The following is a 25,204-nucleotide window of genomic DNA, read 5'->3' as shown; positions in this document are numbered from 1 at the left end:
GCGCGAACAGAAGCGGCCTTCAGGTGGAATTAACTGGATCAATTCACAGGAGTAATTATGCCTAAGAAAACTCGTTTTTACCAGGCGTCAGTACATAAAAATATTGCTCGTGACCGGTTCATCAAATCCTGTAACCCGGCTGTCGGTACAAAGCTGAGAGCCATCATCGAAGAACTAAAGCGGAAGGAGAGCGGTCATGAGTAGCCCTGCAACAGTAACACCAATAAGACCGTCTCTGGCGGTCGTGGAGCGTCGCGTGGCAGAACTTGAAGATGGATACACCCGTCTTGCAAATGCCCTGTATGACGAGCTTATCGGCGCAGATTTAACGAAGAATCAGAGCAAGGTTGCTCATGCCATTTGCCGTAAAACATACGGCTTTGGTAAGAAACTGGATCGCATATCTGACAGCCAGTTAGCTCAACTTACCAGGCTGCCAAGACAGAAGGTCAACAAGGCCAAGAATGAGCTTATTGCAATGAAGGTAATCATTCGTGAAGGCAGTCAAATCGGGCCAAACAAGAACATCACAGAATGGGAAATCGAAGGGTGTCACTACTCTGGTGATAATGTCACTACATTGGTGACAAAAAATGTCACCAAAACGGTGACAGCCATGTCACCAAAACAGGGACACACAAAAGAAACTATTACAAAAGAAAAGAAAGAAAGTAAAAACACTCTGCCCGAACAAGTTCGAGCGGAGGACGAAAAATCACTTCAGCCTACAAACAAACACCAGGCCACTGACGAAGCATTCGAGTCGATTTTCTGGCTTGCAGGAATGCGTAAACTGGAAAAGAAAAAATCCAAGTCAGCATTCAGAACTCAGTACCAGGAGTGGCGTAGCGCTAACGGTGGCACCCCTGAGCAGTTCGCCATGTTCCTTGCAGGTGATATCGCTTCCCGTATCGGCAAACAGTTCGGCTTCGACAAGCTTCACCCGACCACTTACCTGAATGGCAAGCGGTGGGAGGACGAGAAGCCATCAGCAGATCCTGATTCCTCCGGACAGAAGCCGACCGTGACCGTCAGTAAGAGCGGATACGTTTACTACTGAGGTGACGATGAAATCACGACTCAAGGCATTGCTGATCGCCGGTTATAACCACGGCTTGTTGAGTGATGAGTTTGTCCGGTACTGGTTCAACAAGTTTGATTTGAGGGCATCATGATGACGCCAAGTCAATTAAGTGACCTGCTATGGAATCAGGTAGAACGGGTAGCAAAATATCTTCTGCCGAATGGGAAGCGGGAAAGCCACGAATGGGTGGCCGGAAGTATCAACGGCGAGTCAGGAAAGAGCCTCAAGGTTAATCTGGCAGGGAAGAAAGTCTGGTCTGATTTTGCTGAAGGAACCGCTGGCGATCTGCTGGACCTCTGGGTAGCCGTAAGGGATTGCGGATTGCACCAGGCGATGACAGAAGCCAAAGAGTTTTTGGGCATCAAGGACGACGATCACCACTTCTCAGCCAAGCAGCAAAAGAAATTCTCCCGACCAGACCGCAAGAAAGTAGCCCGTTACCTCACCAAAACCGAAAAACACATCGAATATCTAGCCACTCGAGGGATCTCCGCAGAGACGGCGAAGCTGTACGAAGTTGCTTCGGCTAAGGTCTGGAATGGAGAGCGTGAACTGGAAGCACTAGCATTTCCCTACAAACGTGACGGTGAGTTGTTGCAGGTTAAGCGCATCAGCACCGAACGGCCTGATGGGAAGAAGGTCATCATGGCTGAGGGTGATTGTGAGCCGTGTCTTTATGGCTGGCAGGCTATCCCGAAGAACATGCGGATCGTCATCCTGTGTGAAGGTGAAATCGACTGCATGAGTTACTACCAGTACGGCTTCCCTGCGCTTTCCGTTCCGTTCGGCGGGGGGAAGGGGGCAAAACAGCAGTGGATAGAGTTCGAATATCACAACCTCGACCGGTTCGACGAAATCTGGATCAGCATGGACAGCGACGAAGTAGGCCAGGCTGCCGCCAGAGAGATTGCAACTCGTCTCGGTGAGCACCGATGCCGACTGGTCAAACTGCCTCACAAAGATATCAACGAATGTCTGATGGCTGGCATCTCTTCAGACGACATCGTTGGATATCTTGAACGGGCATCATTTTTCGACCCGGAGGAACTTTACAGTGCCAGAGAGTTTTATCAGGACACCATCAACGCCTTCTACGGAAAAGAGCAAAGCCTGTTTTACAGCCCGTGGGAATGCCTGAATCACAATTTCGCCTTCCGCCAGGCCGAGTTGTCACTGGTTAACGGCGTTAACGGGCATGGAAAGACTGAAGTAGTTGGTCATATGGCTCTGGAAGCCATGCGTCAGGGGGTTAAGACCTGCATCGCCTCGCTGGAGATTAAGCCCGGCATTTTACTTAAACGCCTTACCAGGCAATCAACTTGCCTGAAGCTTCCCCCACAACTTGAAATTGAATCTGCCTTCAAATTTTACGATGACCGGCTATGGCTATTCGGCCTGACGGGAACCGCAAAGGCTGATCGGCTGATCGAAATCTTCACCTACGCATGGAAGCGATACGGCATTGAGTTGTTCATTATCGACAGCCTGATGAAATGCGGAATAGGGGATGATGACTACAACGGACAGAAAGCCTTCGTAGACGCTCTGTGTGACTTCAAAAACAAAACTAATACCCACGTCCTACTCGTTACTCACAGTCGCAAAGGTGACAGCGAGGAGAAGCCTACAGGGAAGATGGACGTTAAGGGGTCAGGGTCGATCACCGACCTAACCGATAACCTGTTCATCATCTGGAGAAACAAGCTTCGAGAGAAGGCAATTCAGAAAGATCAGCAGGGTGAAGAACTGGATGACAAGGAACGCAAGGCACTGGGCGCTCCAGCGTCCGTCCTGATGCTTGAAAAGCAGCGTAATGGCGAGGGATGGGAAGGTGGGATCCCGCTGTATCTCGACCCTGCATCACACCAGTTTTTACCAACCGAAACAGCATCTCCATTTAGCTACATCGCCAATATGCCGCAGTCGGAATATGACGAGGTATGGGCAAGCAACAACGTAAGGTGACTAACATGAAAGAAGCACGTAACACCAGAGAAATCATTGAACAGGAATATAGCGAATTCCCTGAAACCATTCTCCACGCAGAACTATGCCGCGCCTGTGCTCGCGTAGACGGCCGCAGTATTAAGCAGTCGCTTAAGGCCTTTGCACTGGCACGTATCGATAAGGTTGAGAGCAAGCCACTTAAAGGCGCACTGGAGCAGATGGCATCAAGCATGTTTCCTGAGACAGAGATAGCCCGCATACGCGCATGTGTAGGTCGCATGGAATCGGCACTGGTTAAGACATTCGGAGTGAAGCGAGCATGACTGAACCTTACATAGCAGAGCTATCTGCAAGCGTGGCCGTGATAGTCGGCCTTTTTTATGCAATACGCAAAAACATCGATTAACAGGCCTGCTTAGCGGGCCTTTTTTATGAGGGTAGGATTATGAACGTATACGAAATGGAAGGGTTTCTCCGTGGCAAATGTCTGCCCGGTGACATGAAAGTTAACGAGAGCAATGCGCAGTATCTGGTGCGTAAATTCAGTGAATTCGAATCAAAACTTTCCGAGTCTCAGCGCGAGTTCCGGGCAGCAGACGCGACTATTCACAATCTTGAACTGAAACTCACAGACATGGCAGTACAGCTCGCTAACGCCGAGAGCAAGTGCAGGGAGCTGGCGGCGGAGAATGCGGGGCTGAATAAATTCATCACTCAGAGTTGCTACGTGTTTGATGGCGAGCAGCATGAAATATCAGATGCTTATATCTGCGCTACAGATGGCGGAATGCCAGAAACCCAAACAACAGACGCTTTTCTTAATGACGTACTGGTTAAGTCCCGCAAGGAAGGAGCTTACTTTGTAGCGAACAGAATGCTTGCTGCATGGGATGCTGGTTTTATTGATGATACCGCGAAGAACGCCGCTGATATTGCCCGGATGATCCTTACCTCCACAGAGTTTATGGCTGCTGCGCCGGAAGGGGATTTTGACCGCTCGTTCGCTGATGGCGTACTTGAAGATATTGCCGCCCAGATTCGCAAAGGAGCAGCGCTATGAGCAAGTCAATCGCAGATGGCGCAAAACTGACGCCGGAAACATACGCTGATTTTGTTGAACGCCTGAAATATCACCATCGCGGAGAAGGTGTTAGCCGCCATATCACCGCAGACCCAATTTTCATGGTTCAGAAGCAGTCCACAATTTACGGTATGGACACCGATTATTGCGATGGACGTTTCGTAGCGTTCGAAGATAGCGTCTGGTTTTCCCCACAAGAATACTGGGATGACCTGGACGATGATGAACAGGCTGATCTCAATGCTGAATGTGAGGAAACATACGACACGACATTCACAGATCTTAGTGAAGATACTCAGTGGTCTGTTCTCGAAGATCTCGAAAATCATACTGTAAGCGGGTTCAAAAAAGAATGGCAGCACGTAAACGCGCACCTTACCAGAGAGGCCGCTGAGGCGTTCATTCGACGAAAACAGCACGACTATCCACCACTTCGAGTTTACGTCGAAAGCATGTATTTCGGGTGGGAGTATCGGGAAATCATCAATGCCCTTTGTGATGGGCGCTTAGTTCTCGCAGATACCCAGGAGGCAGCCCAATGACAACACTCAACAAACAGGCGCTGCGTGAAGCGGCGGAGAAAGCCACCCAGGGAGAATGGTGGTCTGATGTTGTCGAAACTGACGGCGAATACGGTGAGGGTGAAGACAGAGCGTCTGGATACCATTCATACGCGGTTTACGTCGGTAGCGAGTCATTGCTCGATATGACCAACTCTACAGCCGCGTGCATTCACGAAGAGTATGATCACGATTACCACATGGCTTGGGATGAGACAGTCAAACGCAACGCTGAATTTATCGCTGCCGCTAACCCGTCCACCGTTCTGGCGCTGTTGGATGAGCTGGAAACTAAAGAAGAACAGCGCGCCAATTGGTTTCAGATGGCTCAGAAGTTAGGCGAGGATTTGGATGCCGCAGAGAAGCGCATAGCAGAGCATAACTTTGAAAATCGGTTACTGGCTAATGCTGATCGCGATATCAAAGCATTGCGACAGCGCATAGCTGAACTGGAGGCGCGGACGCCATACGGCTATCTAAGGCAGTGTGACGGGCAGATTCAAATATCTATTGGTAGCGAGCAACCTCATAACCGCTCTGGCGGCTACGCTACGCCGTGGTTCGCAATCTACACCGCCGCAGCCGGTAAAGGAGAGGCATCATGAGCACTATTACCAGAGAACTGGCAAAGCTGTTCAGAAAAATTACGAATTCTGAAATTGATGCGGAGGGAAACGCTCATGTTGTTTTATCTCCTGCTGATAGCCTCCTGATTAATAATGCGCGTATCGCACTGGCATCGCTCGAAGCGGAGGCTGTGGCGTGCATTGACCGGGCTAATCTGGACTATCTGGAGTCGGGAGCTGACGCTGATGTTTGGCCTGCATCCGGGGCCGGTTCGGATGATGTGTTGCTCTACGCAGCACCACAGTTACCGCAGCCAGCGGTGTTATCAGTGCCAGATGAAATACCGAAACTGAAAGATGGGATGGGCTTTAAGTATGTGAAAGATGGCGTCCGATATTCCTTAAATTATGCCAACGGATGGAACGCCTGCCGCGCCGCCATGCTTCAGGCTGGCAACTATCCGGTAACTCCGGATGGTTTAGTGAGTTGTGGTGAAAATTGCTGGTCATGTGGAAAGTATTTTACATACGAACAGCACTCTGAATGCGACGGATACTGCCCACACTGCGACTCGCCTGTTGATCTTGATGATGAAGAAGATGAGCAATCGAAATCACTGCCAGCCAATCCTACAGAAGAGATGATCTCCAATGCATGGAGGGAGGCGCTCGGTAAATGCGACCATGAAACCATAAGGCGCATGTATGTAGCTATGTTTGCAGCAGCACCGCAGCAGGAGGTGAAGTGATTGCAAATCGACCTGGTTAAACACCCGGGCGGCGTATTCTCTCCAGCAAACGAAACAGACCTCGAGAGACTCCAGCGATTCAAAAATGGCGAAACCTACGTAGCCGAAATCAAACTCACCAGAAACCCCGCGCATCATCGCAAAGCCTTTGCATTCTTCCAGTTCTGTTATGACCACTGGACATCAGAAAACACTGGTTACGAATGCTCAGACGAACACACGCAGAAAGAAGAGTTCCGGAAGAATTTAACCATTCTCGCCGGATTCTATGACGTGGTTACGACGATACGCGGGGAAACAAAGGTGAGGGCCAAGAGCCTGGCATTCGCATCAATGGATCAGGAGGAGTTCGAGCGATGTTACAGCTCGCTGATTAACGCCGCCATAAAACACGTATTCGCCGGGACAACAGACCCGGCAATACTCAACCGATTACAGTCATTCTTCTGAGGAGGAAACATGGCTGATTTACGCAAAGCTGCACGAGGCCGTGAGTGCCAGGTGCGCATCCCGGGCGTATGTAACGGAAACCCTGAAACAACAATCCTTGCTCATATTCGGCTTGCTGGACTATGCGGTACCGGTATTAAGCCGCCAGACCTGATCGCCACGGTGGCATACAGCCGGTTCCACGACGAGATAGACCGTCGCACTCATCTTGTGGATGCGGAATATGCGAAAGAGTGCGCTCTGGAAGGAATGGCGCGAACGCAGGTTATGTGGCTGAAAGAGGGGCTAGTGAAGATATGAACGAATATCGAATTAGCCTTGCGTGGCCTCCAAGCAATAACCGGTATTACAGGCACAACAGAGGGCGAACGCACATCAGCACGGAAGGCAAGGCATACCGCGATCTGGTAGCGGAAGTCATCAAGGAAGAGATGCTCGACATTGGCGTGGCTTGCCCACTGAAGGTTCGCATTGAGTGTTACATGCCGGATCGCCGCCGTCGCGACCTTGACAACCTGCAAAAAGCAGCATTCGACGCGCTGACTAAAGCCGGGTTCTGGATGGATGACGTTCAGGTGGTGGATTACCGGGTGGTGAAAATGCCGATCGTCAAAGGTGGTCGCCTTGAGCTGACGATTACTGAACTGGAGGACGCATGACATTCGAATCCTACTTTGCTGATCACCTTCGACTGCGCTGGACACGGTTACGCATCTATCGTCGACCGGGATCATTCGCCACTGACTACCGGATATTACGCAATTACATCAGTCGCTATAAACCATCAGGAGCAGAAGCATGAATCTCGAAAACACACTGAAATTCCACTTTGCGAAATCAACGATGATTAGCGACTCACCACGCGCCACGGCATCAGACTCTTTGACCGGAACTGACATCATGGCGGCAATTGGCATGACACAAACACGCGCCGCTCTCGGGTTTAGCGCTTTCCTCGGCAAGATGGATATCAGCGACTATGACCGCGACCGGGCGATCAAACTTTTAACTCAATATGCAATGGAGCAGTGCGACAAGGTTGCAGCCTTACGCAAGCTCGAGACAGATATTAAGCTGAAAGTGATGCAAGTACTCGCAACGTTCGCATTTGCTGACTACGCACGCAGCGCTGCCAGCACCAGAACGTGCGACTGCTGCCAGGGTAATAAATTTGTCGAAGCGCAGATGATGACGATGAAGCATATCGGCAGACCTAACCTGGAGGAAAGGCGGGAAATGGTTAAGGTGCTTTGCCACAAATGCAAAGGGAAGGGGGTACTGACCAATGCATGCCAGTGTAATGGGAAGGGTGTGGTTATCGACAAAGAGAAAACTATTCTACAAGGCGGCGTACCGGTTTATAAAACGTGCGGCCGGTGCAATGGTCGTGGATATGCGAGATTGCTACCGGATAGCGTCCGTAAATACATCTGCGCGACGGTGATTGATGTTCCTGAAACCACGTGGCGCAGGTCGTACAAGGATTTCTTTGAAAGCCTGGTAGGTGAGTGCATTAAACAGGAGGAGTACGCAAACAGGATGTTGAACAAAGTCACACAGTAGTGAATATTTTCTACGAGATAGGATTTATCTAGAAAATCACACTTTACAAAGTGGCGATTTTTGTTTAATCTGAACTCAATGATGGAGTAGTGCATTCATTCGATGGCCCTGAGTTAATATCTCGGGGCTTTTTTGTATCTGCATAACAGGTAAGAGCATTCCAAGTGGTTGCGCAGCCGCTCTTGAATTCACCATTAAGCTGGGAGTGCTCTTTCCGTTTGGCAGATTCACCAAGTGGTGGCTAGTGCTTCTGGGGCTCTAGTTTGTTGGTTTAATTCCGTCATCTTCCGCCAAATTCCTACCAGGACCATAAGAGCGAAAGCTCAACGCACTACCCTCATCTTGCCAGCCGCGCCGCTGGCTTTTTTATTGCAGGCCGCAGATATCACTTCCAGATGCCACGTAGCTATCAGAGTCTGACGGCCTTTTCTCTATCACGCACAGCACCCGCTACTAACGCGAGGTGAGAGCATGTACCGCATGGATAAAATCAGAGAGTGGCTCAGTTACTGGGTTGGAGGCTTAACAACCATGGGTGGCGTTTTATCGCTAAACGACTGGGCAATCATCATTGGTATCGTCTGCACGATAGGGACGTTCGGTGTTAACTGGTACTACAAACGCAAAGAGCGAGAGGATCGGCTAAATGGCAATGTCTCCGGCGCTCAGAAATAGCATTATCGCTGCACTCGGAACCGGGGCTGTTAGTATTGCCACGGTAATGGTATCTGGCAAGACAGGCCTCGAAGGTCGCGAGCATTACCCATACAAAGACGTGGTGGGAATTGTCACCGTATGCGATGGCCACACCGGAAGCGATATCATCTGGGGCAAATATTACTCCGACAAAGAGTGTGATGCGCTAACACGAAAAGACATGGCGCGCATTGCTGCTCAGGTTGATCCGCATATCAAAGTGCAGACATCAGAAACCCAGCGAGCTGCAATCTACAGTTTCGCATACAACGTCGGCGCTACCTCCACCATCAACTCCACTCTACTGAAGAAACTCAACGTCAAAGACTACGCCGGAGCATGCTCTGAGCTTAAGCGTTGGGTGTATGCCGGTGGCAAGAAGTGGAAAGGTCTGATGAACCGGCGCGATGTTGAATATGAGGTTTGCACCTGGAGTCAGAAATGAGCAGGTTAACCGCAATCATCATTGCCGTTGTCGTCTGCATCATCATGTCGCTTGGCTGGGCTGTTAATCACTACCGCGACAACGCCACCGAATACAAGAAGCAGCGCGATGAGAAAACTCAGGCGCTTAATCTGGCTAACGCCACCATCACCGACATGACAACCCGGCAGCGAGATGTTGCTGCACTGGATGCCAAATACACTCAGGACTTAGCTGATGCGAAAAAGCAGCTTGATGATTTGCAGCGTTGTATTCGTGATGGCAAGTGTGGGTTGCGCGTCAACGCAAAATGTCCCGCGAACGGAACGGCCAGCACCGGCAGCCTGGGCGATGCTTCCGGCCCCCGACTTACAGACTCCGCTCAACGGGATTATTTCACCCTCAGAGAGCGAATCGTCACAGTGACGAAGCAGGTCGAATATCTGCAGGAATACATCAACACGCAGTGCCTGAAATAACCAAGCCTCGCAATAGCGGGGCTTTTTTTATACCCGAATTTCACCGCGCATCTCACGCGCATTTCACCACTCAGAACCTTTCAGGATGACCCTTGAGGATACCGGCTGGCTGTCGGAGCCTCTGAGGGCCGGATTTCCTGTGAGACAAGGTTCATCGCTAAAAGGTAATTACCGACATGACAAATCAAACCGTTAATGTCTACGGCATTTCTGTCCGGGTTGACTCCGCAGGGAGATATAACCTGAACGATCTGCATGCGGCAGCCGTTTCCAATGGAGAGGCGACAGAATCACAAAGGCCGAACAAATTTATTCGAAGCGCGGCTGTAAAACGTTTTGTTTCTGCACTAGATTCCAGAGGACAAAAATGTCGTCTGAAAGTAAATCAATCACTTAGTGTAGTTAACGGTGGTGTTAACCAAGGTGTATGGGCTGCCGAGTTGTTAGCGATTCGATATGCCGCCTGGATTAAGCCGGAGTTTGAAATCCGCGTTTATGAAACCTTCCGCGAGGCCGTGCTCAACGGGCTTAGCAATATGAACAGACTCAACCGCCTCGACTTACTGATCGCCAATGAGACCAAAGAGGTCAGTGCCTGCGCACGGGCAATGAACAAGTGGGGCGTCGGTGGCCGCAAGAAACTGCTCAACTGCGCGCGTGATCGGATCGTCAGCCAGATGGATCCTGATATGGTCACGCTGATGGAAGCGAAAGCTGGGTAACCGGCTCAAAATTGAGCTCGTCGGCAAGAGAGCCACTTTCACAACGGCTCTTCATTACAGAAGCTCTTCACTGAGGGGCTTCGATAATGACAACGTGAGGTAATTATTATGGCAAAACCGGACTGGGGAGCACTGCAAGACCAGTTCCTCGCCGAGCATGCCAAAACAGGTATTTCCCCCAAAGACTGGTGCCAGGCTCAGGGACTGAATTACGCATCTGCGAAACGCTACATCAAAGTAACGTCGTATGGTGCGAAATCGCAGAAAGAAGCTGCGAAAAAAAATGCGAATTCGCAAAAGGGAAAGGGTGAGGCCAGTAAATCCGGGAGGGTGAAAAAATCCGACCGTGAAACAGGCGGCGCCAAAAAATCCCCAGACGCGAAACCGATACGTGGATCACGCACCGCACCGCCCACGAACGCCTTCCAGCCTGGAAACCAGAATGCACTGAAGCACGGCGGCTACGGTCGCAGGATGCTGCTCTCTGACGCAATCACCGAAGACGCCCGGTCACTCACGCTCGACGATGAGCTTTTCTGGCTGCGCGCTGCGAACCTGACGGCGGCGGAGAACATCGGGCGCTGGCAGGCTGAGCTTGAGCTGCCAACGGACGAGAAGGTGAAGGAACTGCACTCACTGATTTCCTCTGCTGAAAAGGCCATGCACCGCAATACACAGAGAATTGAATCTTTGGAATACACCAAAGGATCAATAGAAAAGCTTCGGATAGATTCCGCTTACCGCGAGCGCGCCACTGAGAAGGTGGAGATGGAAATCGACATCATGAAGGACGGCGACAGCGACAACGCGATCGTCGTTCACAACACCCTGCCGATACCTGGGAGATGATATGGCCGACATTTACCTCCCGACGCTGCATGAAGGGCAGTTAAAGGTATGGTCTGATTCCTGGGATAGTCAGCTTCATGCGGTCCGCTGTGGCCGCCGCTGGGGTAAGACATTCATGCTTTCCAGCGCCGCGGTGACCTACGCCACAGCGCCATTCAAACGACCTGGTATGGATATTGAACTCGGCGGCAGGGTGGGTATTTTTACTGCTGAATATCGTCAGTATCAGGAAATTTACGACAAGCTGGAAGAAATCCTGCTGCCGCTGAAAAAGAGTTTTAGCCGACAGGAAAAGCGCCTGCTGCTGAAGAACGGCGGGAAGATCGACTTCTGGGTCACCAACGACAACAAACTGGCTGGTCGTGGTCGTGAATACGAAATCATCCTGATAGACGAGGCGGCATTTACCAAGTCGCCGGAGATGCTGAGGGAGATCTGGCCAAAGTCGATTAAGCCAACGCTGCTTACGACGAAAGGCCGGGCCTACGTATTTTCAACGCCGGACGGCGTTGACGAAGAAAACTTCTTTTACGCTATCTGCAATAACAAGTCGCTGGGATTCGTTGAGCATCATGCACCAACGTCCTCAAACCCCTTTGTTCCCCCTGAGGAACTGGAAAAAGAGAGCCAGAACAATGACCCTCGTGTCTTCCAGCAGGAGTTTGAAGCGAAGTTTGTCGACTGGTCTGCAGCCTCTCTCTTCGACATCAAAAAGTGGTTCGAGGGTGAAAATCAGGATCAGCCTGTCGATTACCCTGAAATGTGTCAGGCCGTCTTCGCTGTCATGGATACCGCCGTCAAAGGTGGATCTGAGCATGACGGCACGGCGGTAGTGTATTACGCCGTCGACACCCGGCCCGGCATTCAGCGCCTCACCATTCTGGACTGGGATGTCGTGCAGATTGACGGCGCGCTGCTGGAAACGTGGATGCCGTCGGTATTTGACCGTCTCAACGAGCTTTCCGGCCAGTGTGTTGCCATCAACGGCAGCCTGGGCGTGTTCATTGAAGACGCCAGTATGGGCAGCATCCTCCTGCAGAAGGGCGAAAGCCTGGGATGGCCGGTCAACAAAATAGAGTCCGCCCTGACCAGCAAAGGAAAGGACGAGCGCGCCATCATGGCCTCCGGTTACCACTATCGCGGCCTGGCGAAGATTTCCCGATACGCCTACGAGAAGACAGCCGTCTTCAAAGGCGAGACAGCAAACCATCTGCATAAGCAGGTTTCCCGATTCCACCTTGCCGACAAGAAAGCGCATAAGCGCGCCGATGACCTGCTCGATGATTACACCTACGGGCTGATCATCGCCTTCGGCAGCGGCGACGCAATCTGACGAGAGAACCAATGAACGAAGACGATTTCGAAATCGGCAGCTGCTCTCCAGAGTTGATGGCATTGCTGGACAGCGACGATATTCAGCCTGGTTCCTCGGCTGGGTATCAGGCCTGCAAGACGATTTATCTCTTCCACCCCCTGGGCGGAAAGATGGTGGATCGCCCGATTAAAATGGCGATGAATGAGCCGCGCACCGTGCATGTTGCCCAGTCGTACGGCCTTGAGCAGCGCCTGCGCGACGCGTTCGAGCGCGAATGGAAAGAGATGGGTGCGAACCAGCACATCGCCAACGCCGCGCGCATAGCCCGTATTTACGGCGTATCAGCGATAGCAATGCTGGTGGATAACCAGGAGCCGAATGAATCGCTGGACTACCGCACGCTGTACAAGCACAACGTCAGCTTTAACATTCTCGATCCGTTGAATACCGCGGGCAGTATCGTGCTGAACCAGGACCCAAACGCCCATGACTTCCAGAAAGTCGAAGGCATTCGTGTGGCTGGCAAGCCATACCACAAATCGCGATGCATAGTCGCGCAGAACGAAGATCCTATTTATCTCGCGTACAACCCTGCGGCGTTCGGGTTCACCGGACGCAGTGTGTATCAGCGTGCGCTTTTCCCGCTGAAATCCTTCATTCAGACCATGCGTACCGACGACATGGTTGCGGTGAAGGGCGGTCTGCTGGTGACGAAAATCGCTAGTGCTGGCGCGGTCGTTAACAAAGTCATGCAGGCGCTTGGCGGAATGAAGCGCATGATGTTGAAGCGAGGGAAAACAGGAGAAGTTCTGCAGATTGGCCCGCAAGATGGAATTGAGTCAATCGACCTGAGCAACCTGGAAAAGCCTCTCGACTCTGCGCGTAAGCACATTCTCGAGAACGTGGCCGCCGCCGCCGACATGCCAGCGATCATCCTCAACTCTGAGACATTCGCCCAGGGCTTCGGTGAAGGCACTGAAGATGCCCGCGCCGTGGCGGTGTACATCGACAACATCCGCGAGTGGCTGGACCCGCTTTATGCGTTCTTCATCCGCGTGTGCCAGTACCGCGCCTGGAGCATTGAATTCTTCGAGTCGCTGCGTGCTGACTTCCCGGAGCTGAAAAACACCTACAGCGTGTATTTCGCGAGCTGGATAAACAACTTCGAATATCGCTGGCCGTCCTCCCTGAAAGAGCCGGAAAGCGAGAAGGTGAAGGTCGACGAAACGCGGTTTAAGGCTATCGTCAGCATGCTGGAAGTGGTGCTGCCGCAGCTCACGGCGGACCCTGAGAACCGGGCGACGCTTATCGAGTGGGCGTGCGAAAACGCCAATGCCAACGAGAACCTTTTCCCTCAGCGGCTTAACCTCGATTACGACTCGCTGAAAGATAACCCACCGCCGGAGCCGCCGAAAGCTGAAGAGCCGGGCGGCGGGATGATGCTATGAGCAAATTCTCCAGAACAGTAAGGGAGGCGGTTAAATTCTTCTTGCGCAATGGCTATACCTCGAGAGAGGAGCTGGAGCGATGGCAGGGAATTATTCGCCAAGCGGCAGAAAGCGAAACCCATGATGACTACATATCAAGGGTGTCAGATAAGCTTAGATCAACCTATGAGATGCAGGTCAACAGGGCTAAGGCTCTGGATCGGCATCCAGGGTTGTCTCGCTTTACTCTGAATTACATGGAGCCGAAGTTAAGAAGCGAGCTTGATAGACGCATCCTGGCTAGCGCCGACTTAATTAAGTTAAACCGTACAGGCGCGATAAACAAAACAGTCCAGAGATTTAGTGGGTGGGCTACCAGCATCCCTGTGCAGGATTACGTTGGAGGTGGACTGTCGCCATCATCCAAAAGCGGGGTTAATTACAACTGTGATCACATTCAGAAAAGCGCCTTGCAAATTGATTTTGAAGCGCGCCGGGTGATGATTGATCAGAACCATAAACTCATTGCAAACATCGACAACATCATAGCTGCCAGTAATAACGCCATAGCTGCAGAGTGGCATAGTCACTGGCGGCAAGCGGGTTATGACTACAGGGAAGATCACAAAGAGCGCGATAAGGTGGTCTATCTCATTCGCGGTAACTGGGCGCAAAAAAACGGTTACGTGAAGGTGGGGCCTTCCGGGTACCTTGATGAAATTACGCAGCCCGGTGAAGAGGTTTTTTGCCGGTGTTACGTAACCTATCTGTACAACCTCCGGAGTATTCCTGAACACATGCTGACCCAGAAGGGGCAGAAGTTCATGGCGTCTATGAAATAAGCATAGGAGCATTAAAACGTGGCTATTTTTGGCAGCGGGATAATGTTCCGTCAGGGTAAGTTCGTCTTCCTGATCCAGCGCTCGGATGATGGCACGTGGTGCCAGCCTGGCGGAACGGTAGAGCCGGGCGAACTGGCTATTGACGCCGCCCGCCGCGAGGTGCTGGAAGAGGTGGGCTATCAGTACGATGGTCCGCTGACCCCGCACAGCATATACGGCGATTATCTGACGTTTCGCGCTGAGGTGCCGGAGAGGTTCGAGGCGAAGCTTAACGATGAATCGCTGGCCGCCGGATGGTTTCACATTGACGATCTGCCCAAACCGCTTCATCAGCCCTTCGCTGAGATGCTGGCGCAGCAGGCGCTCAATGAGACCGAGGTGGCCGCGCTCATCGCTGACGGGACGCTAAGCAGCCCGCAATTCTTTATCAACATGTGGATGTTCGCCATCCGGGTGACCGGAACAGGGGTTACCTGGCGCTCTGCAGATCAACAGATGGCCTTCCGTAACCCGGACGACTATCTCACCCCAGAGTTTCTCCAGAGAGTTGCCGGTGTACCGCTTATCTGGCTGCACCCGGAGAAAAACAAGCTCGATAGCGATGAATTTGCGAAGCGTGTTATCGGCACCCTGACGAACAGTTGGGTTGCTGATAATGGCGAGGTCTGGACTATTGGCCGGGTGTACGACGCTGAAGCCGCCGAAATTATGGCGACACGGCAGCTGAGTACCTCGCCAACCGTCACCTACAGCGAAGCGCAGGACTCAATCATCAAAATCGACGGTCAGCCTCTATTGGTGGAAGGTTCCCCGGTATTGCTCGACCACGTTGCAATTTGTGAACAGGGCGTATGGGACAAGCTCCTTGCCCCTACTGGTGTTAAATCTGATTCCATTCCAAACGAGGCTGAAAAGATGGACGAGGAAAAAATCGTAGCGCTAATCAATAAGGCGATTGACGCACGCATGGCTAAGGCTGACGCAGAAGCAGCAGACCTGAAGGCCAAGGCCGATGCCGAAGAAGCAGCCAAGAAAGAAAAGGCTGATGCTGAGGCAAAAGAGGCCGAAGAGGCGAAAGCCAAAGCTGACGCGGAAGAGAAAGCCGCGAAGGAAAAAGCGGATGCCGAGGCAAAAGAGAAGGCTGATGCTGAGGCGGCAGAAGAAAAGGCGGCAAAAGAGAAAGCAGACTCTGAACTACGTCAGCAGATTGCCGATCTTAAAACGCGCATCCCAACCGAGTTAAGCGATGAAGAGCGCAACGAAGTCGCCGATGCACAGGTGAAGGCAGATAGCGTGTTCTCCTGCTTCGGAAAGCGCGCGCCGATTCCGCTCTCTGGTGAAAAGCCGCTGGCATATCGCCGCCGCCTGATGATCCAGCTGCAGGAGCATTCGCCTGACTTCAAATCCGTCGACCTGTCCTCTATCGCTGACTCTGCCCTGCTGAGCGTGGCCGAGAAGACGATCTACGCCGACGCGCAGAAATCGGCAAGCCTGTCTGTTGGCCCTGGCATGCTGCGCGAAATTAAACGCGCTGATGCGACCGGTCGCCAGATCAGCACCTTCGAAGGCGATCCTGCTGCCACCTGGGCTCCGTTCCAGTCCGGCAAGCGTCAGGTCACCAGTTTTAACAACCAGGCTTAACGGGAGCTCTCAAGCATGGCTAACTTATCTCTTAACCCGATGGCAACCACGAATGCGCTTGGCTCCTTCGGTGTGCAGTCCGACGGTTATATTCAGGGCGTGGCGCTTGATGACCCGGCTAACCGCTTTAACCTGGCGGCGGGTACTGTGGCGGCAACGGAAACCAAACCTCTCTGGGGCGGTCTGCCGGTTGCTGAGCTTCTGCCTGGCACCAGTTCAATCCCGCGCGGTTCTTACATCCGTCGCGCTGTGTCTGTTACCGAACTGGAAGGCTTTACCGTCTTCAATCAGGCTCACAACGGCCTGACCACTCCTCAGTCACCGGTTCCGCTGTACGCCTCCGGCATGAGCGTTTCGTACTACCGCCTGGGCTCTAACATGCGCGTGCCGCTGAAAGCCTCTGCGCAGGTTGTTGCGCTGGGCACCTCCGGTGCTTCAGTGAAAACGCCGCTGGCCTGGGACTTCGTGAACAACCAGATCACCACTGCGGCGGCGGCCGGTTTCGCCGGTTCTGATATTGCGACAACAGCAGTGACCTATGCCAATGGTGTGGCGACAGCGGTAACCGCTTCAGCTCATGGCCTGACTGCTGGTCAGTACGTGAAAATCAGCGGCGTCGCTCCTGCGGCGTACAACGGCACAGTAGTCGTGCTTTCAGTCGTGAACGCAACGACCTTCACCTATGCACCGGCAACTGCACCAGGCGGCGCTGCAACCACGCAGGGCACCATCGGCGCAGTTACGCTTTCCGACATCACGCTGCCGGTAAAAGTGCTCGCCATCGAATCAGGCAACTCCAAGACTGTCAGCTATGACAGCGCGACTGGTTTCCTGACCTGGAATAACACCGACAGCTGCGCGCTGGTCTTACTTTAATCGGGAGCTGAATTAAATGGCTGCAATTACCCCCAGCTACACCATCGTCAATCCGTCGTACATCGCGCCGGAGATGATCATTGGTTACCAGCAGGCATCAGGTGCGTTTGAAACCATCGCCAGCGGTAACCCGCAAGTCCGTCTCGGCGTAGGCGACCAGTACGTCTGCATGCGCCGCCTGGATATTCGCACCCAGACCACTTCCAGCCAGTCCGGTAACGGTAACCAGCTGCCGAGCGTGGCGCTGGATGCGAAGATGATTTCCACTCCAACCTACCTGTTCCGCTGCCGTGGTATCTACGATCACCATGACATGGCGGCTGCCGGTAACTGGAACTTTGCACTGCCGGAAGCCCAGCGTCTGGGTATGCGTCAGGGCATCTTCCAGCAACTGCGCTCTGCTCTGCTGTATGGCATGAACCCTGCTGGTGGTGAAGGCCTGCTGAACACCGCTGGCGCGACTACCGAGTCCCTGCCTCCTGACAGCAACAGCAACACCACCGTGCTAACCTATGACCACGGGCAGATGGCGGTATATCTTCTGGGCCACGTACAGGCAGCATTGACCCGCACCATGCAGCTGGGTCGCCAGCAGCGTGTTGTTATCCTGGGGCCGCAGCGCGTCCTCGGCGCTATGGAAATTCAGCAGATCGTTCAGCTGACTTCTTACCAGCGTCCTGGTGGTGGTACTGACACCGTCGGCGGCACAGTGAAAGAAGTGCTGAAAGGCGCAAACGTCCAGGTTGACTGGGTTTATGACGATACCCTGATCGGCGCTGGCGCAGGTGGTACTGATGCGGTGGTAATCACCATCCCTGAGGTTGAAGTGCCAATGGTCAACTCCACTGTGAACACCAACGAATTCGCCAAGCTGACACCGTCTCTTGCTGCGAACGCGCTGATGTTTACCGACATGGCCGCGCCGCGTGAAATCCCGACGCCGATCGCTGGTGGCGCCATCGATGTTCTGTCCGAAATGCGTTCTACCGCAGGCTGGGCAGTACGTCCGGAAGCAATCACCATCCTGTCCATGGCGTACAGCGCCTGATCCATTCTTTGAAGTGGTTAAGCCTCTGCCGGGGAGACTCAGCAGGGGCTTTTTTACGAGGGTAACCAATGAAACTCTATATCGCTAACACCACCAAGCAGCGTCAGATTTTTGCCTATCGCAAGCTCGAGACAGGCCGTCTTATTCAGATCCCTATTGACCACGGCAGCCAGATGATGGTGCTGGATGGCACAACTGAAGAGATTGAAGCGGTGGTGCAACATCACCAGGTTTACGGACTGGTTGACTCAACCAAAATCGACCAGAGCCAGGCGTTTGTCGGCTTGTGCTACAGCCTGAACAAGTCTGTATCAGCGTCGGTAATCGAAAAAGCAATCCGTGATAACGATATTCACCTGACCCGTGGCGCCCACGGCCGCCGCCAGGCATCTGTAGCGGCTCTGGATAGCGCGCTGCGTGAAAGCGGTACCGGCTATTCCGGCGAGATGGAAGTCAGCGCGGAGCAGGCGAAAGGCCGAGAAGACAACGAAGACACTCCGACGGTCAACGAAACAATCGTGACTGAGAAATCCGGGAGAAAGAAAAAATGACAACGAGCCTGTCGGGATTCATCGAATTCGTTCGAACTGACATGGGCGTTACCGCCGCGCAGGTTCCCGATGACTCGCCGTCTTTCTCCCTGGCGTATGGCGGCGCGGTTGAATGGGTAAATCCTGATATCGCGTGCGTCACACCGAATCTGTACACCGTTGCCGTGTATAACCTCGGCGCATCGTTCCTGGTCAACTATGGTACCGAATCGGTATTTGCTGGATTCAGGAAAACGTATGGCCTGAACGATTTCAAGGCTGGCGTGATTACTGGTGCAGGAGATAACTCAACCAGCGCTCAGCGCCTGGTGCCGGACTTCTTCAAAGACCTGTCACTGGCTGACCTGCAGATGCTGCAGGACCCATGGGGCCGACGGTACCTGATGATTGCCCAGCAGTTCGGCAGTCTGTGGGGTCTGTCATGATCACCTTCCATCTTGGGGTGATTGACGTCCCGTATGAGGACGAGAACACCACGACCGGAGACGTCGCCGAGTATCTGGAGGAAAAGTACCAGATCATGCAGACGTTTTTCGACAGGTACAGCAAAGACATCGCTGACCTGATGGCGAATGACATGGCCGCGTCGCTTGAGAATATGATGGCCGGCGCGCCGCCAGCCAAAGATCCTCTGGCAGAGTCGATGTCACGGATCCATGACCTGTTTGTCGCCTTCCTCGACAATACCGAAATGAACGGATTACCTGGTGTGCCTACGCGCCGCGCGCTGGACGGAATCTCCCGGCGATTCAAGAACAAAAAGGGGCCTCCGCGCCCGTCATTCATCGATACCGGAACCTATCAGGCCGCGATGCGCGCCTGGGTGAGCGGGGTGCTAAATGCCTTCCCTGGATGAGTTGCAGCAAACTGCAAAAACAGAGCTTAACGCCACGCTGACGCAGGGGATTGATGACCTGAGCCGCTTTCAGGTGGTCACGTTCACGAAGTATATCCGCAAGGTGCTGCCACTCGATGGTTTCGTCTTCTGGGTGAAGGCTTCTGTTCTCTCGGACGACCCCAGCAGCGAGCCCGATACGGTCGATGTCAAAGGTTATTTGCACCTTACGACCGAGACCATACAGGACGATGAGCAACTCTATGACAGGAACGTCGTAACGTTTACCGCTCAGGCGGACATCGACCCGTTCAACGATATCGGATCTGATGTCCTGTATATCGGCGAGTTCTTTGGCCTTCAGTTTTCCTTCTCCCGGCGCACCGGGTTGAACGAACCGGCCAACCTCTACCACTACACAGGGGAGGCAATATTCCCCTACATGCGATCGCAGATCATCAACTCAGCTGATGATATCGACCTGTCGGATGTTGTGGTTTCGAGCTCATTGCCGGTATGGCTGGCGTTGAGCCAGTACATGCCAATGTTCCCCGCCATGCTGTCGACGCAGAACCTTTCGCCGCCGTATGCAACGGTGAAGTGCAGTAACACCGCGCCGATTGCCGGGAGCTTTTACCTCGATGAGCAGCAGAATCAGTATCAGCTGGTTTCCGAGGATGTGACGATCTCCATTACTGGCCTGCGTAATGCCGGGGTTGAGGATTTCCTCCGGTACGTGCAGCAGTACACGCTCAGCGATGACGCGGAAATGGGTGTGATGAATATCCCGGTCGTTCAGGACGAGCGCGTCACGCAGAACGAGCTGAACATCATCGCCATGAGAAAAACCATCAAGTTCAAAGTCAACTATTACCAGCAGCGCATGCGAAATGTCGCGCGCAGGCTGATCACGTCAGCGATTCCGTCCATTTACCCGGAGAAATAAATAAATGGCAATTGTTAACATTAACGTCTCGGTGACCAATCCACCGAAGCCCTCTCAGCTGCTCAAATCCGGCGCGATGATCTCCATGGGCGGAACAACCCTGGCTGCAGGTGAGTACCAGCTCCTGACGACGAAAGACGATCTGAAGGATATCACCTCACCGGCTAAAACTATTTCAACTATCACCTGGGCAACCGGCGTGGTCACGGTGACCCTCTCGGCAGCGCATGGCTGGAACGTTGGCAACACTATCCCGCTGGTTGTCTCTGGCGTTACTCCAGCAGCTTATAACCGCGCCGTAACCGCCACTGTGACCACTTCTACCGCCTTCACTTATCCGTTGGCTACAGACCCAGGAACGGCAACAGTTATGGGTACGGTGAAAACCGTAGCGGCAAACGAAATCATCGAGATGAACACCACGTTCTGGTCACAGGGCACCACCCGCGCGGTCTACGTGCTGGAGCTGGGCGACGTGTCTGTTGCTGCTGCCGTAGCAGCGCTGGCTGACTTCATCGATGAAGACATTTCTCTGGGTAACACCTACCAGAAATTCTTCTCGTACCTGGTGCCGCGCGAATGGGATGGCGAAACGACGTTTAAAACCCTGACAGGTCTGTATACCAGCCCGGCGTCACTGGTCTATTTCTTTGTCACCACCACGATTGCCACCTATCAGGACTGGGTCGCCACCAAAAACAAATCTGTGTTTGCAGGTGTGGAGTCGACAAACATCCCGGCTGGTGAGTTTTCCATGGCGTTTCCGTTCCAGTCATCTTTGGCGAACGATCCAGGCTCATCAAACATGGTACCGCCAATGGCGTACCGCTTTGGCTACGGCGTAACCGAGTACCCGGTAGAAGGCAATGGCACGCTGCTTAAGCAGCTCCAGGACAACAGCATCAACTACGTCGGCACCGCCGCGGAAGGTGGGCTGAGCAACAAAATGCTGGTGGCAGGCCACATGCTGGACGGCAATCCGTTCAACTACTGGTACTCAGTAGCATGGACTGCAATCAACCTCGAGCTCGACCTGGCCAACGAAATCATCAACGGGTCAAACACCAATGTTAACCCGCTGTACTACGAGCAGAACGGTATCGACCGCCTGCAACGCCGCGCGCTGAAGACGCTGCGCAACGGCATCAGTTACGGCCTGATCCTCGGTCGTGTGATTGGTACCGCACTGACACAGCAGGATTTCAATACCGAGTACGAGAAAGGCACGTATGCCGGAAACGCGGTGATCAACGCCGTTCCGTTCGCGAATTACACCAGCCTGAATCCGTCAGATTACGCCGATGGCAAATATAACGGTCTGAGCGCTGTGATGACGCCACGCCGCGGCTTCGAATCCATCACGTTTAACGTGAACGTAACCAACTTTGTAGGGGCGTAAAAAATGCCAAACCCATTAGTACCGCAGGGATTCCTAAATCGTGTACGCGGCGCGGTGTCGGTAACTGACGTGCCAGCGCTGAATATCACCGCCTCTTATCTTGGCAAGGACGCTATCAGCATGCGTCCTGATGGCCCGGCGACGGACATTATCCAGACGCTAACAGGCACCGTAGGCAGCCAGGCGCCATATCAGCAGGTGACCGTCACCGTCCATCTGCTGCGCACCCAGGGGTTGAGCGACAGTTACAAAAACCGGTTTGCCACTGACACGGCACTGGGCGAGGTAGTGATCACCCCTGACGCGAACACGCTGAGCAATTTCACCGTGCTTAACGCTTATCTGGTGAACTTCAACGAACTGCCGTTTACCGGTATGGATGCCGGGTACGTGGTGACCATCAGCGGTTATATCCTGGCTAACGATAATATGTGGGTCTGATTGTGAAAATTGACAAAAAGCTCAACCTGGTAACAAACATCACCCGGGAAGACGGGTCAATCGTGTACCTGCATGTGACCCCGTTCCCGTATGAGGTGGTGGAAGAGCACTGTCTGCTGCTTGGCAACCTGTTCACCAACTTCATCTCACAGGTCGGCGGCCTGGGTGCGGCTCGCGTTGCAGCAATGATGCTTCGCAAAAAGCTCAAGCGCGAGCAGGATCTGGACGCTGATCAGGGTCAGCGGGGGCCGACCATCGTTGACGAGATCCAGCGCCTTACTTCCGTCATCTGGAACGATGGCGGGACATGGAAAACAACCTCTTTTGATGTGGCCATGAAGCAGGGGATCATCTCTCCTGACGAATACCGAGAGGTTGAAGGTGAGGTGGTTTTTTTTATGGTTTCCTCTGCCATTCAGAAAGCTCATCTGATCGCCCCGACGGTGGGCTCAGTGATCGGCATGTTCGGTGGGCAACTCGTATCATCGAGCGTTACGGCGTTTCGCGATTCGTTGCAGACGTCGAATCCTCCTGGCGATACCCAGACCCAGAATGCCCAGCAGGAAACGTCATATATACCCTCCTAGACTGGGCGTCGAATGAGGGATTCTGGCGGGTGATCAGGGAAATCACCGGCGAGGAGTTCGCCAGCCCGGCGCAATACCGCCAGCGTTACATCATTTCCGCGCTAAAAGACAGGGGTTCCTTCAATGGTGGCTAAGTCTATTGTCGATATTGACGTAAATGACGACAAGTTTGTCGCGTTTATGGAGAAGTTTAAAGAATATCAGGCTGCACTTGAGGAACTTCCTGAGACATGGCGCGGGCTGGCGCATGGCGCCACGGATGCAACCAAAGAGACGGCGAAAGCAAAAGCAGAGGGTGACCTTCTGGCTAAAGCTTTTTCTGAGGGTGCAAGCGCAATCCTGTCGATAAACAGCGGACTTGAGAGGCTTACCGACAGCCTGGACCGGGCGAATAAAAGTCAGGAAGACTTCAACAAGAAAACCCGTTCATCAAAGGGGTTTTTGAGTGACGCCACGAAAGACGCGAAGTCGCTGGCCGGACACATCAGGGATGCAACCACAAGCCTGCTTTCATGGGGTGGTATCGTCGGCCTGTTCACTGGTGTGCTGGGAGTAGGCGGCCTTTTCGGGCTTAACCGCCTGGCGGCCACAACCGGCTCCCAGCGCTTCACCTCTCTCGGGATCGGGACGAGCATCGGAGCGCTGGATTCAACAGCCATTAACTACCAGAAAGCACTCGGCAACCCGACGGGGACGCTGGGCGCAATCCGCGACAGCCAGATGGATCTGTCAAAGCGCTGGCAGTTCCAGGCTATGGGGATCAATAACCCCGACCAGGACCCGGCCAAACTCCTGCCGCAGATGATTCGCAATGCGCGAGACATTTTTGTCAAAAACGGCAGCACCCTGCAGGGGGCAAACGCCTACGGCCTGACGAACTTCTTCAGCCTGGATGACCTGAATCGCTTTAAAAACATGAGCGATGAAGAAATCGATGCGATGGAGCGCCGGGCGCAGAAGGACGCGAAGTTACTGCAGATCACCGATCAGCAGGCGCGTCAGTGGCAGGATTTCAACGTCCAGCTGGATTACAGTAGCCAGAGTATTCGAAATGCGTTTGTGCGCGGGCTCGGTCCGTTAACCCCGCAGCTGAGCAAGCTTTCTGATGCGCTGGTGAGTGCAATTGACACCGTACTCCAGTCCCCGGAACTTGGTAAGTGGATTGACGGGCTGGCGGGCGGCATAGAGCGATTCGGTAATTATCTCGCATCGCCAGAGTTTACCAAGGACGTTGACAGCTTCATGGCTGGCATCGAAAAGCTTGGTGCGCTTATCGGGAAGGTCTATGACTGGGTTGTTGGTAAAACCAACATTTCAGTCGCTGATGTGAAAGAAGGATCCTCAATTCTTAGCGATAAGAAAGTTACTGATCCCGAAACAGGGAAGACCTATACACCAGGCTCCGAAGATGACCCGAGAGTGTGGGGCTGGCTGAAAGGTGTTAAGCGATTCTTTTCCAGTGGTGACGTTAAACCGGTAGACCCTACGCCAGCAGACGTCACAGCCAAGGGGAGAACGATTGCCGATCGGTTCAATAACCCAACCAATCTTCGCTGGGCTGAAGGGTATGGTACCCACAACACTAAAAGCGGTGATTTCGCGGTATTCCCGACACTGGATGAAGGTGTTCTGGCGTCTGCAAAACAACTCCAGATTTACGGCACGCGTGGTATTAATACCATCAGCGATATAGCAAAAAAATGGGCGCCATCGAACGAGAACGATACCGAAGCATATATTCGCCATCTGGTGAAGAGCACCGGCATTGGTGCGCGAGAAGCGCTTAATCTCAACGACCCGTCAATCCTTGCGAAGCTAATATCGGGCATGTCATCAAAAGAAGGTGCCGGAAACCGCGTAAGTGAAGATGCGGTAATGCAGGTATTCAGCAACACCAGCGGAACACTGCGTGAGCAGTACGCAGCGATGCAGGGTTCAAAATCTACCCCTGCTGTTGCTGGGGGCGGTGATAGCTCTGAGGTAGCCAAAAACACGAATAAGACCAATCAACTGCTGCAGCAGCTTGTTGATAGAGGGCTTCAGGGTAATGGCTCTGGAATGGTCGTTTACAACAACACGGGCGGGAATGCCGTTGTTTCCAGTTCACAACTCGGAGTTCGATGATT

The 25,204-nt window shown here is 53.1% G+C and carries 32 protein-coding genes; all 32 read left to right on the top strand.

Translation table 11 applies throughout. The annotated features are described in order from the left end of the window. Window positions 1-57: 57 nt before the first annotated feature. The 32 genes from JQN59_RS18195 (at window position 58) to JQN59_RS18040 (ending at window position 25,202) form a co-directional block, all read left to right on the top strand. Window positions 58-204, top strand: a complete 147-nt coding sequence (locus JQN59_RS18195; RefSeq protein WP_204528123.1) for a DUF2740 family protein — start codon at window positions 58-60, stop codon at window positions 202-204. After that, on the top strand, window positions 197-1,060 hold the full coding sequence (locus JQN59_RS18190; protein ID WP_204528122.1) for a replication protein: 864 nt from the start codon (window positions 197-199) through the stop codon (window positions 1,058-1,060). Before JQN59_RS18195 ends, JQN59_RS18190 begins: the two co-directional genes overlap by 8 nt. 114 nt (window positions 1,061-1,174) lie before the next feature. Then, a complete protein-coding gene (locus tag JQN59_RS18185; protein ID WP_204528216.1) occupies window positions 1,175-3,049 on the top strand; it encodes a toprim domain-containing protein in 1,875 nt (624 codons plus the stop codon). Between the two features lie 5 nt (window positions 3,050-3,054). Then, window positions 3,055-3,354, top strand: a complete 300-nt coding sequence (locus tag JQN59_RS18180) for a hypothetical protein (protein ID WP_204528121.1) — start codon at window positions 3,055-3,057, stop codon at window positions 3,352-3,354. Window positions 3,355-3,476: 122 nt separating this feature from the next. Continuing rightward, a complete protein-coding gene (locus JQN59_RS18175) occupies window positions 3,477-4,091 on the top strand; it encodes a hypothetical protein (protein WP_239484194.1) in 615 nt (204 codons plus the stop codon). Then, window positions 4,088-4,654 carry a hypothetical protein gene (locus JQN59_RS18170; protein ID WP_204528120.1) on the top strand — a complete coding sequence of 189 codons (567 nt, stop codon included), beginning with the start codon at window positions 4,088-4,090 and terminating at the stop codon, window positions 4,652-4,654. Before JQN59_RS18175 ends, JQN59_RS18170 begins: the two co-directional genes overlap by 4 nt. Further along, window positions 4,651-5,277, top strand: coding sequence for an ead/Ea22-like family protein (locus JQN59_RS18165; RefSeq protein WP_204528119.1), 627 nt, complete (start codon window positions 4,651-4,653; stop codon window positions 5,275-5,277). The genes JQN59_RS18170 and JQN59_RS18165 overlap by 4 nt, the downstream gene beginning before the upstream one ends. After that, the gene (locus JQN59_RS18160) at window positions 5,274-5,987 is read left to right on the top strand and encodes a hypothetical protein (RefSeq protein ID WP_204528118.1); all 714 of its coding nucleotides are present in this window, start codon (window positions 5,274-5,276) and stop codon (window positions 5,985-5,987) included. The genes JQN59_RS18165 and JQN59_RS18160 overlap by 4 nt, the downstream gene beginning before the upstream one ends. Beyond that, on the top strand, window positions 5,988-6,437 hold the full coding sequence (locus JQN59_RS18155) for a DUF1367 family protein (protein ID WP_087857323.1): 450 nt from the start codon (window positions 5,988-5,990) through the stop codon (window positions 6,435-6,437). A 9-nt stretch (window positions 6,438-6,446) separates the two neighbouring features. Next, window positions 6,447-6,737, top strand: coding sequence for a DUF1364 domain-containing protein (locus JQN59_RS18150; RefSeq protein ID WP_200010987.1), 291 nt, complete (start codon window positions 6,447-6,449; stop codon window positions 6,735-6,737). Then, window positions 6,734-7,096 (top strand): crossover junction endodeoxyribonuclease RusA, encoded by a 363-nt coding sequence (rusA, locus tag JQN59_RS18145; RefSeq protein WP_204528117.1) that lies wholly within the window; start codon window positions 6,734-6,736, stop codon window positions 7,094-7,096. The genes JQN59_RS18150 and rusA overlap by 4 nt, the downstream gene beginning before the upstream one ends. After that, the gene (locus JQN59_RS18140) at window positions 7,093-7,239 is read left to right on the top strand and encodes a YlcG family protein (protein WP_104009827.1); all 147 of its coding nucleotides are present in this window, start codon (window positions 7,093-7,095) and stop codon (window positions 7,237-7,239) included. The genes rusA and JQN59_RS18140 overlap by 4 nt, the downstream gene beginning before the upstream one ends. Continuing rightward, window positions 7,236-8,000 (top strand): antitermination protein, encoded by a 765-nt coding sequence (locus tag JQN59_RS18135; RefSeq protein ID WP_204528116.1) that lies wholly within the window; start codon window positions 7,236-7,238, stop codon window positions 7,998-8,000. The genes JQN59_RS18140 and JQN59_RS18135 overlap by 4 nt, the downstream gene beginning before the upstream one ends. Window positions 8,001-8,471: 471 nt before the next feature. Further along, complete coding sequence (locus tag JQN59_RS18130; RefSeq protein ID WP_204528115.1) at window positions 8,472-8,675, top strand: phage holin family protein; 204 nt, start codon at window positions 8,472-8,474, stop codon at window positions 8,673-8,675. After that, window positions 8,647-9,141, top strand: coding sequence for a lysozyme (locus JQN59_RS18125; RefSeq protein WP_326929006.1), 495 nt, complete (start codon window positions 8,647-8,649; stop codon window positions 9,139-9,141). Before JQN59_RS18130 ends, JQN59_RS18125 begins: the two co-directional genes overlap by 29 nt. Continuing rightward, window positions 9,138-9,599, top strand: coding sequence for a lysis protein (locus JQN59_RS18120; RefSeq protein ID WP_204528114.1), 462 nt, complete (start codon window positions 9,138-9,140; stop codon window positions 9,597-9,599). Before JQN59_RS18125 ends, JQN59_RS18120 begins: the two co-directional genes overlap by 4 nt. A 176-nt stretch (window positions 9,600-9,775) precedes the next feature. After that, window positions 9,776-10,321 carry a KilA-N domain-containing protein gene (locus tag JQN59_RS18115; protein ID WP_204528113.1) on the top strand — a complete coding sequence of 182 codons (546 nt, stop codon included), beginning with the start codon at window positions 9,776-9,778 and terminating at the stop codon, window positions 10,319-10,321. Between the two features lie 108 nt (window positions 10,322-10,429). Further along, window positions 10,430-11,170: a hypothetical protein gene (locus JQN59_RS18110; RefSeq protein ID WP_204528112.1), complete on the top strand. Its 741-nt coding sequence runs from the start codon at window positions 10,430-10,432 to the stop codon at window positions 11,168-11,170. A 1-nt stretch (window position 11,171) separates the two neighbouring features. Beyond that, a complete protein-coding gene (locus JQN59_RS18105) occupies window positions 11,172-12,503 on the top strand; it encodes a terminase large subunit domain-containing protein (protein WP_204528111.1) in 1,332 nt (443 codons plus the stop codon). Window positions 12,504-12,514: 11 nt separating this feature from the next. Beyond that, window positions 12,515-13,933: an anti-CBASS protein Acb1 family protein gene (locus tag JQN59_RS18100; protein ID WP_204528110.1), complete on the top strand. Its 1,419-nt coding sequence runs from the start codon at window positions 12,515-12,517 to the stop codon at window positions 13,931-13,933. Further along, complete coding sequence (locus tag JQN59_RS18095) at window positions 13,930-14,754, top strand: hypothetical protein (RefSeq protein WP_109555169.1); 825 nt, start codon at window positions 13,930-13,932, stop codon at window positions 14,752-14,754. Before JQN59_RS18100 ends, JQN59_RS18095 begins: the two co-directional genes overlap by 4 nt. 18 nt (window positions 14,755-14,772) lie before the next feature. Then, on the top strand, window positions 14,773-16,395 hold the full coding sequence (locus JQN59_RS18090; protein WP_204528109.1) for an NUDIX hydrolase: 1,623 nt from the start codon (window positions 14,773-14,775) through the stop codon (window positions 16,393-16,395). Window positions 16,396-16,410: 15 nt separating this feature from the next. Next, on the top strand, window positions 16,411-17,271 hold the full coding sequence (locus JQN59_RS18085) for a hypothetical protein (RefSeq protein WP_204528108.1): 861 nt from the start codon (window positions 16,411-16,413) through the stop codon (window positions 17,269-17,271). A 16-nt stretch (window positions 17,272-17,287) separates the two neighbouring features. Further along, the gene (locus JQN59_RS18080) at window positions 17,288-18,319 is read left to right on the top strand and encodes a DUF2184 domain-containing protein (protein ID WP_204528107.1); all 1,032 of its coding nucleotides are present in this window, start codon (window positions 17,288-17,290) and stop codon (window positions 18,317-18,319) included. Window positions 18,320-18,387: 68 nt separating this feature from the next. Continuing rightward, window positions 18,388-18,870 carry a hypothetical protein gene (locus JQN59_RS18075; protein ID WP_204528106.1) on the top strand — a complete coding sequence of 161 codons (483 nt, stop codon included), beginning with the start codon at window positions 18,388-18,390 and terminating at the stop codon, window positions 18,868-18,870. Further along, window positions 18,867-19,295: a hypothetical protein gene (locus JQN59_RS18070; protein ID WP_003833605.1), complete on the top strand. Its 429-nt coding sequence runs from the start codon at window positions 18,867-18,869 to the stop codon at window positions 19,293-19,295. The genes JQN59_RS18075 and JQN59_RS18070 overlap by 4 nt, the downstream gene beginning before the upstream one ends. Further along, complete coding sequence (locus tag JQN59_RS18065; protein ID WP_135345208.1) at window positions 19,292-19,726, top strand: hypothetical protein; 435 nt, start codon at window positions 19,292-19,294, stop codon at window positions 19,724-19,726. The genes JQN59_RS18070 and JQN59_RS18065 overlap by 4 nt, the downstream gene beginning before the upstream one ends. Then, window positions 19,710-20,651: a hypothetical protein gene (locus JQN59_RS18060; RefSeq protein ID WP_204528105.1), complete on the top strand. Its 942-nt coding sequence runs from the start codon at window positions 19,710-19,712 to the stop codon at window positions 20,649-20,651. The genes JQN59_RS18065 and JQN59_RS18060 overlap by 17 nt, the downstream gene beginning before the upstream one ends. A 4-nt stretch (window positions 20,652-20,655) precedes the next feature. After that, window positions 20,656-22,050 carry a hypothetical protein gene (locus JQN59_RS18055; RefSeq protein ID WP_204528104.1) on the top strand — a complete coding sequence of 465 codons (1,395 nt, stop codon included), beginning with the start codon at window positions 20,656-20,658 and terminating at the stop codon, window positions 22,048-22,050. 3 nt (window positions 22,051-22,053) lie between these two features. Further along, the gene (locus tag JQN59_RS18050) at window positions 22,054-22,491 is read left to right on the top strand and encodes a hypothetical protein (protein ID WP_204528103.1); all 438 of its coding nucleotides are present in this window, start codon (window positions 22,054-22,056) and stop codon (window positions 22,489-22,491) included. A 2-nt stretch (window positions 22,492-22,493) separates the two neighbouring features. Further along, a complete protein-coding gene (locus tag JQN59_RS18045) occupies window positions 22,494-23,078 on the top strand; it encodes a hypothetical protein (protein WP_204528102.1) in 585 nt (194 codons plus the stop codon). Between the two features lie 123 nt (window positions 23,079-23,201). Continuing rightward, window positions 23,202-25,202, top strand: a complete 2,001-nt coding sequence (locus JQN59_RS18040; protein ID WP_204528101.1) for a hypothetical protein — start codon at window positions 23,202-23,204, stop codon at window positions 25,200-25,202. Window positions 25,203-25,204: the final 2 nt, after the last annotated feature.

The organism is Citrobacter sp. B72, from assembly GCF_016894305.1.
Lineage (GTDB): Bacteria > Pseudomonadota > Gammaproteobacteria > Enterobacterales > Enterobacteriaceae > Citrobacter > Citrobacter portucalensis.
This window is presented reverse-complemented; position numbering and strand designations above follow the sequence as displayed.

Coding starts and splice junctions, on each gene's coding strand:
- JQN59_RS18195 (WP_204528123.1), top strand. CDS start 58: ATGCCTAAGAAAACTCGTTTTTACCAGGCGTCAGTACATAAAAATATT.
- JQN59_RS18190 (WP_204528122.1), top strand. CDS start 197: ATGAGTAGCCCTGCAACAGTAACACCAATAAGACCGTCTCTGGCGGTC.
- JQN59_RS18185 (WP_204528216.1), top strand. CDS start 1,175: ATGACGCCAAGTCAATTAAGTGACCTGCTATGGAATCAGGTAGAACGG.
- JQN59_RS18180 (WP_204528121.1), top strand. CDS start 3,055: ATGAAAGAAGCACGTAACACCAGAGAAATCATTGAACAGGAATATAGC.
- JQN59_RS18175 (WP_239484194.1), top strand. CDS start 3,477: ATGAACGTATACGAAATGGAAGGGTTTCTCCGTGGCAAATGTCTGCCC.
- JQN59_RS18170 (WP_204528120.1), top strand. CDS start 4,088: ATGAGCAAGTCAATCGCAGATGGCGCAAAACTGACGCCGGAAACATAC.
- JQN59_RS18165 (WP_204528119.1), top strand. CDS start 4,651: ATGACAACACTCAACAAACAGGCGCTGCGTGAAGCGGCGGAGAAAGCC.
- JQN59_RS18160 (WP_204528118.1), top strand. CDS start 5,274: ATGAGCACTATTACCAGAGAACTGGCAAAGCTGTTCAGAAAAATTACG.
- JQN59_RS18150 (WP_200010987.1), top strand. CDS start 6,447: ATGGCTGATTTACGCAAAGCTGCACGAGGCCGTGAGTGCCAGGTGCGC.
- rusA (WP_204528117.1), top strand. CDS start 6,734: ATGAACGAATATCGAATTAGCCTTGCGTGGCCTCCAAGCAATAACCGG.
- JQN59_RS18140 (WP_104009827.1), top strand. CDS start 7,093: ATGACATTCGAATCCTACTTTGCTGATCACCTTCGACTGCGCTGGACA.
- JQN59_RS18135 (WP_204528116.1), top strand. CDS start 7,236: ATGAATCTCGAAAACACACTGAAATTCCACTTTGCGAAATCAACGATG.
- JQN59_RS18130 (WP_204528115.1), top strand. CDS start 8,472: ATGTACCGCATGGATAAAATCAGAGAGTGGCTCAGTTACTGGGTTGGA.
- JQN59_RS18125 (WP_326929006.1), top strand. CDS start 8,647: ATGGCAATGTCTCCGGCGCTCAGAAATAGCATTATCGCTGCACTCGGA.
- JQN59_RS18120 (WP_204528114.1), top strand. CDS start 9,138: ATGAGCAGGTTAACCGCAATCATCATTGCCGTTGTCGTCTGCATCATC.
- JQN59_RS18115 (WP_204528113.1), top strand. CDS start 9,776: ATGACAAATCAAACCGTTAATGTCTACGGCATTTCTGTCCGGGTTGAC.
- JQN59_RS18110 (WP_204528112.1), top strand. CDS start 10,430: ATGGCAAAACCGGACTGGGGAGCACTGCAAGACCAGTTCCTCGCCGAG.
- JQN59_RS18105 (WP_204528111.1), top strand. CDS start 11,172: ATGGCCGACATTTACCTCCCGACGCTGCATGAAGGGCAGTTAAAGGTA.
- JQN59_RS18100 (WP_204528110.1), top strand. CDS start 12,515: ATGAACGAAGACGATTTCGAAATCGGCAGCTGCTCTCCAGAGTTGATG.
- JQN59_RS18095 (WP_109555169.1), top strand. CDS start 13,930: ATGAGCAAATTCTCCAGAACAGTAAGGGAGGCGGTTAAATTCTTCTTG.
- JQN59_RS18085 (WP_204528108.1), top strand. CDS start 16,411: ATGGCTAACTTATCTCTTAACCCGATGGCAACCACGAATGCGCTTGGC.
- JQN59_RS18080 (WP_204528107.1), top strand. CDS start 17,288: ATGGCTGCAATTACCCCCAGCTACACCATCGTCAATCCGTCGTACATC.
- JQN59_RS18075 (WP_204528106.1), top strand. CDS start 18,388: ATGAAACTCTATATCGCTAACACCACCAAGCAGCGTCAGATTTTTGCC.
- JQN59_RS18070 (WP_003833605.1), top strand. CDS start 18,867: ATGACAACGAGCCTGTCGGGATTCATCGAATTCGTTCGAACTGACATG.
- JQN59_RS18065 (WP_135345208.1), top strand. CDS start 19,292: ATGATCACCTTCCATCTTGGGGTGATTGACGTCCCGTATGAGGACGAG.
- JQN59_RS18060 (WP_204528105.1), top strand. CDS start 19,710: ATGCCTTCCCTGGATGAGTTGCAGCAAACTGCAAAAACAGAGCTTAAC.
- JQN59_RS18055 (WP_204528104.1), top strand. CDS start 20,656: ATGGCAATTGTTAACATTAACGTCTCGGTGACCAATCCACCGAAGCCC.
- JQN59_RS18050 (WP_204528103.1), top strand. CDS start 22,054: ATGCCAAACCCATTAGTACCGCAGGGATTCCTAAATCGTGTACGCGGC.
- JQN59_RS18040 (WP_204528101.1), top strand. CDS start 23,202: ATGGTGGCTAAGTCTATTGTCGATATTGACGTAAATGACGACAAGTTT.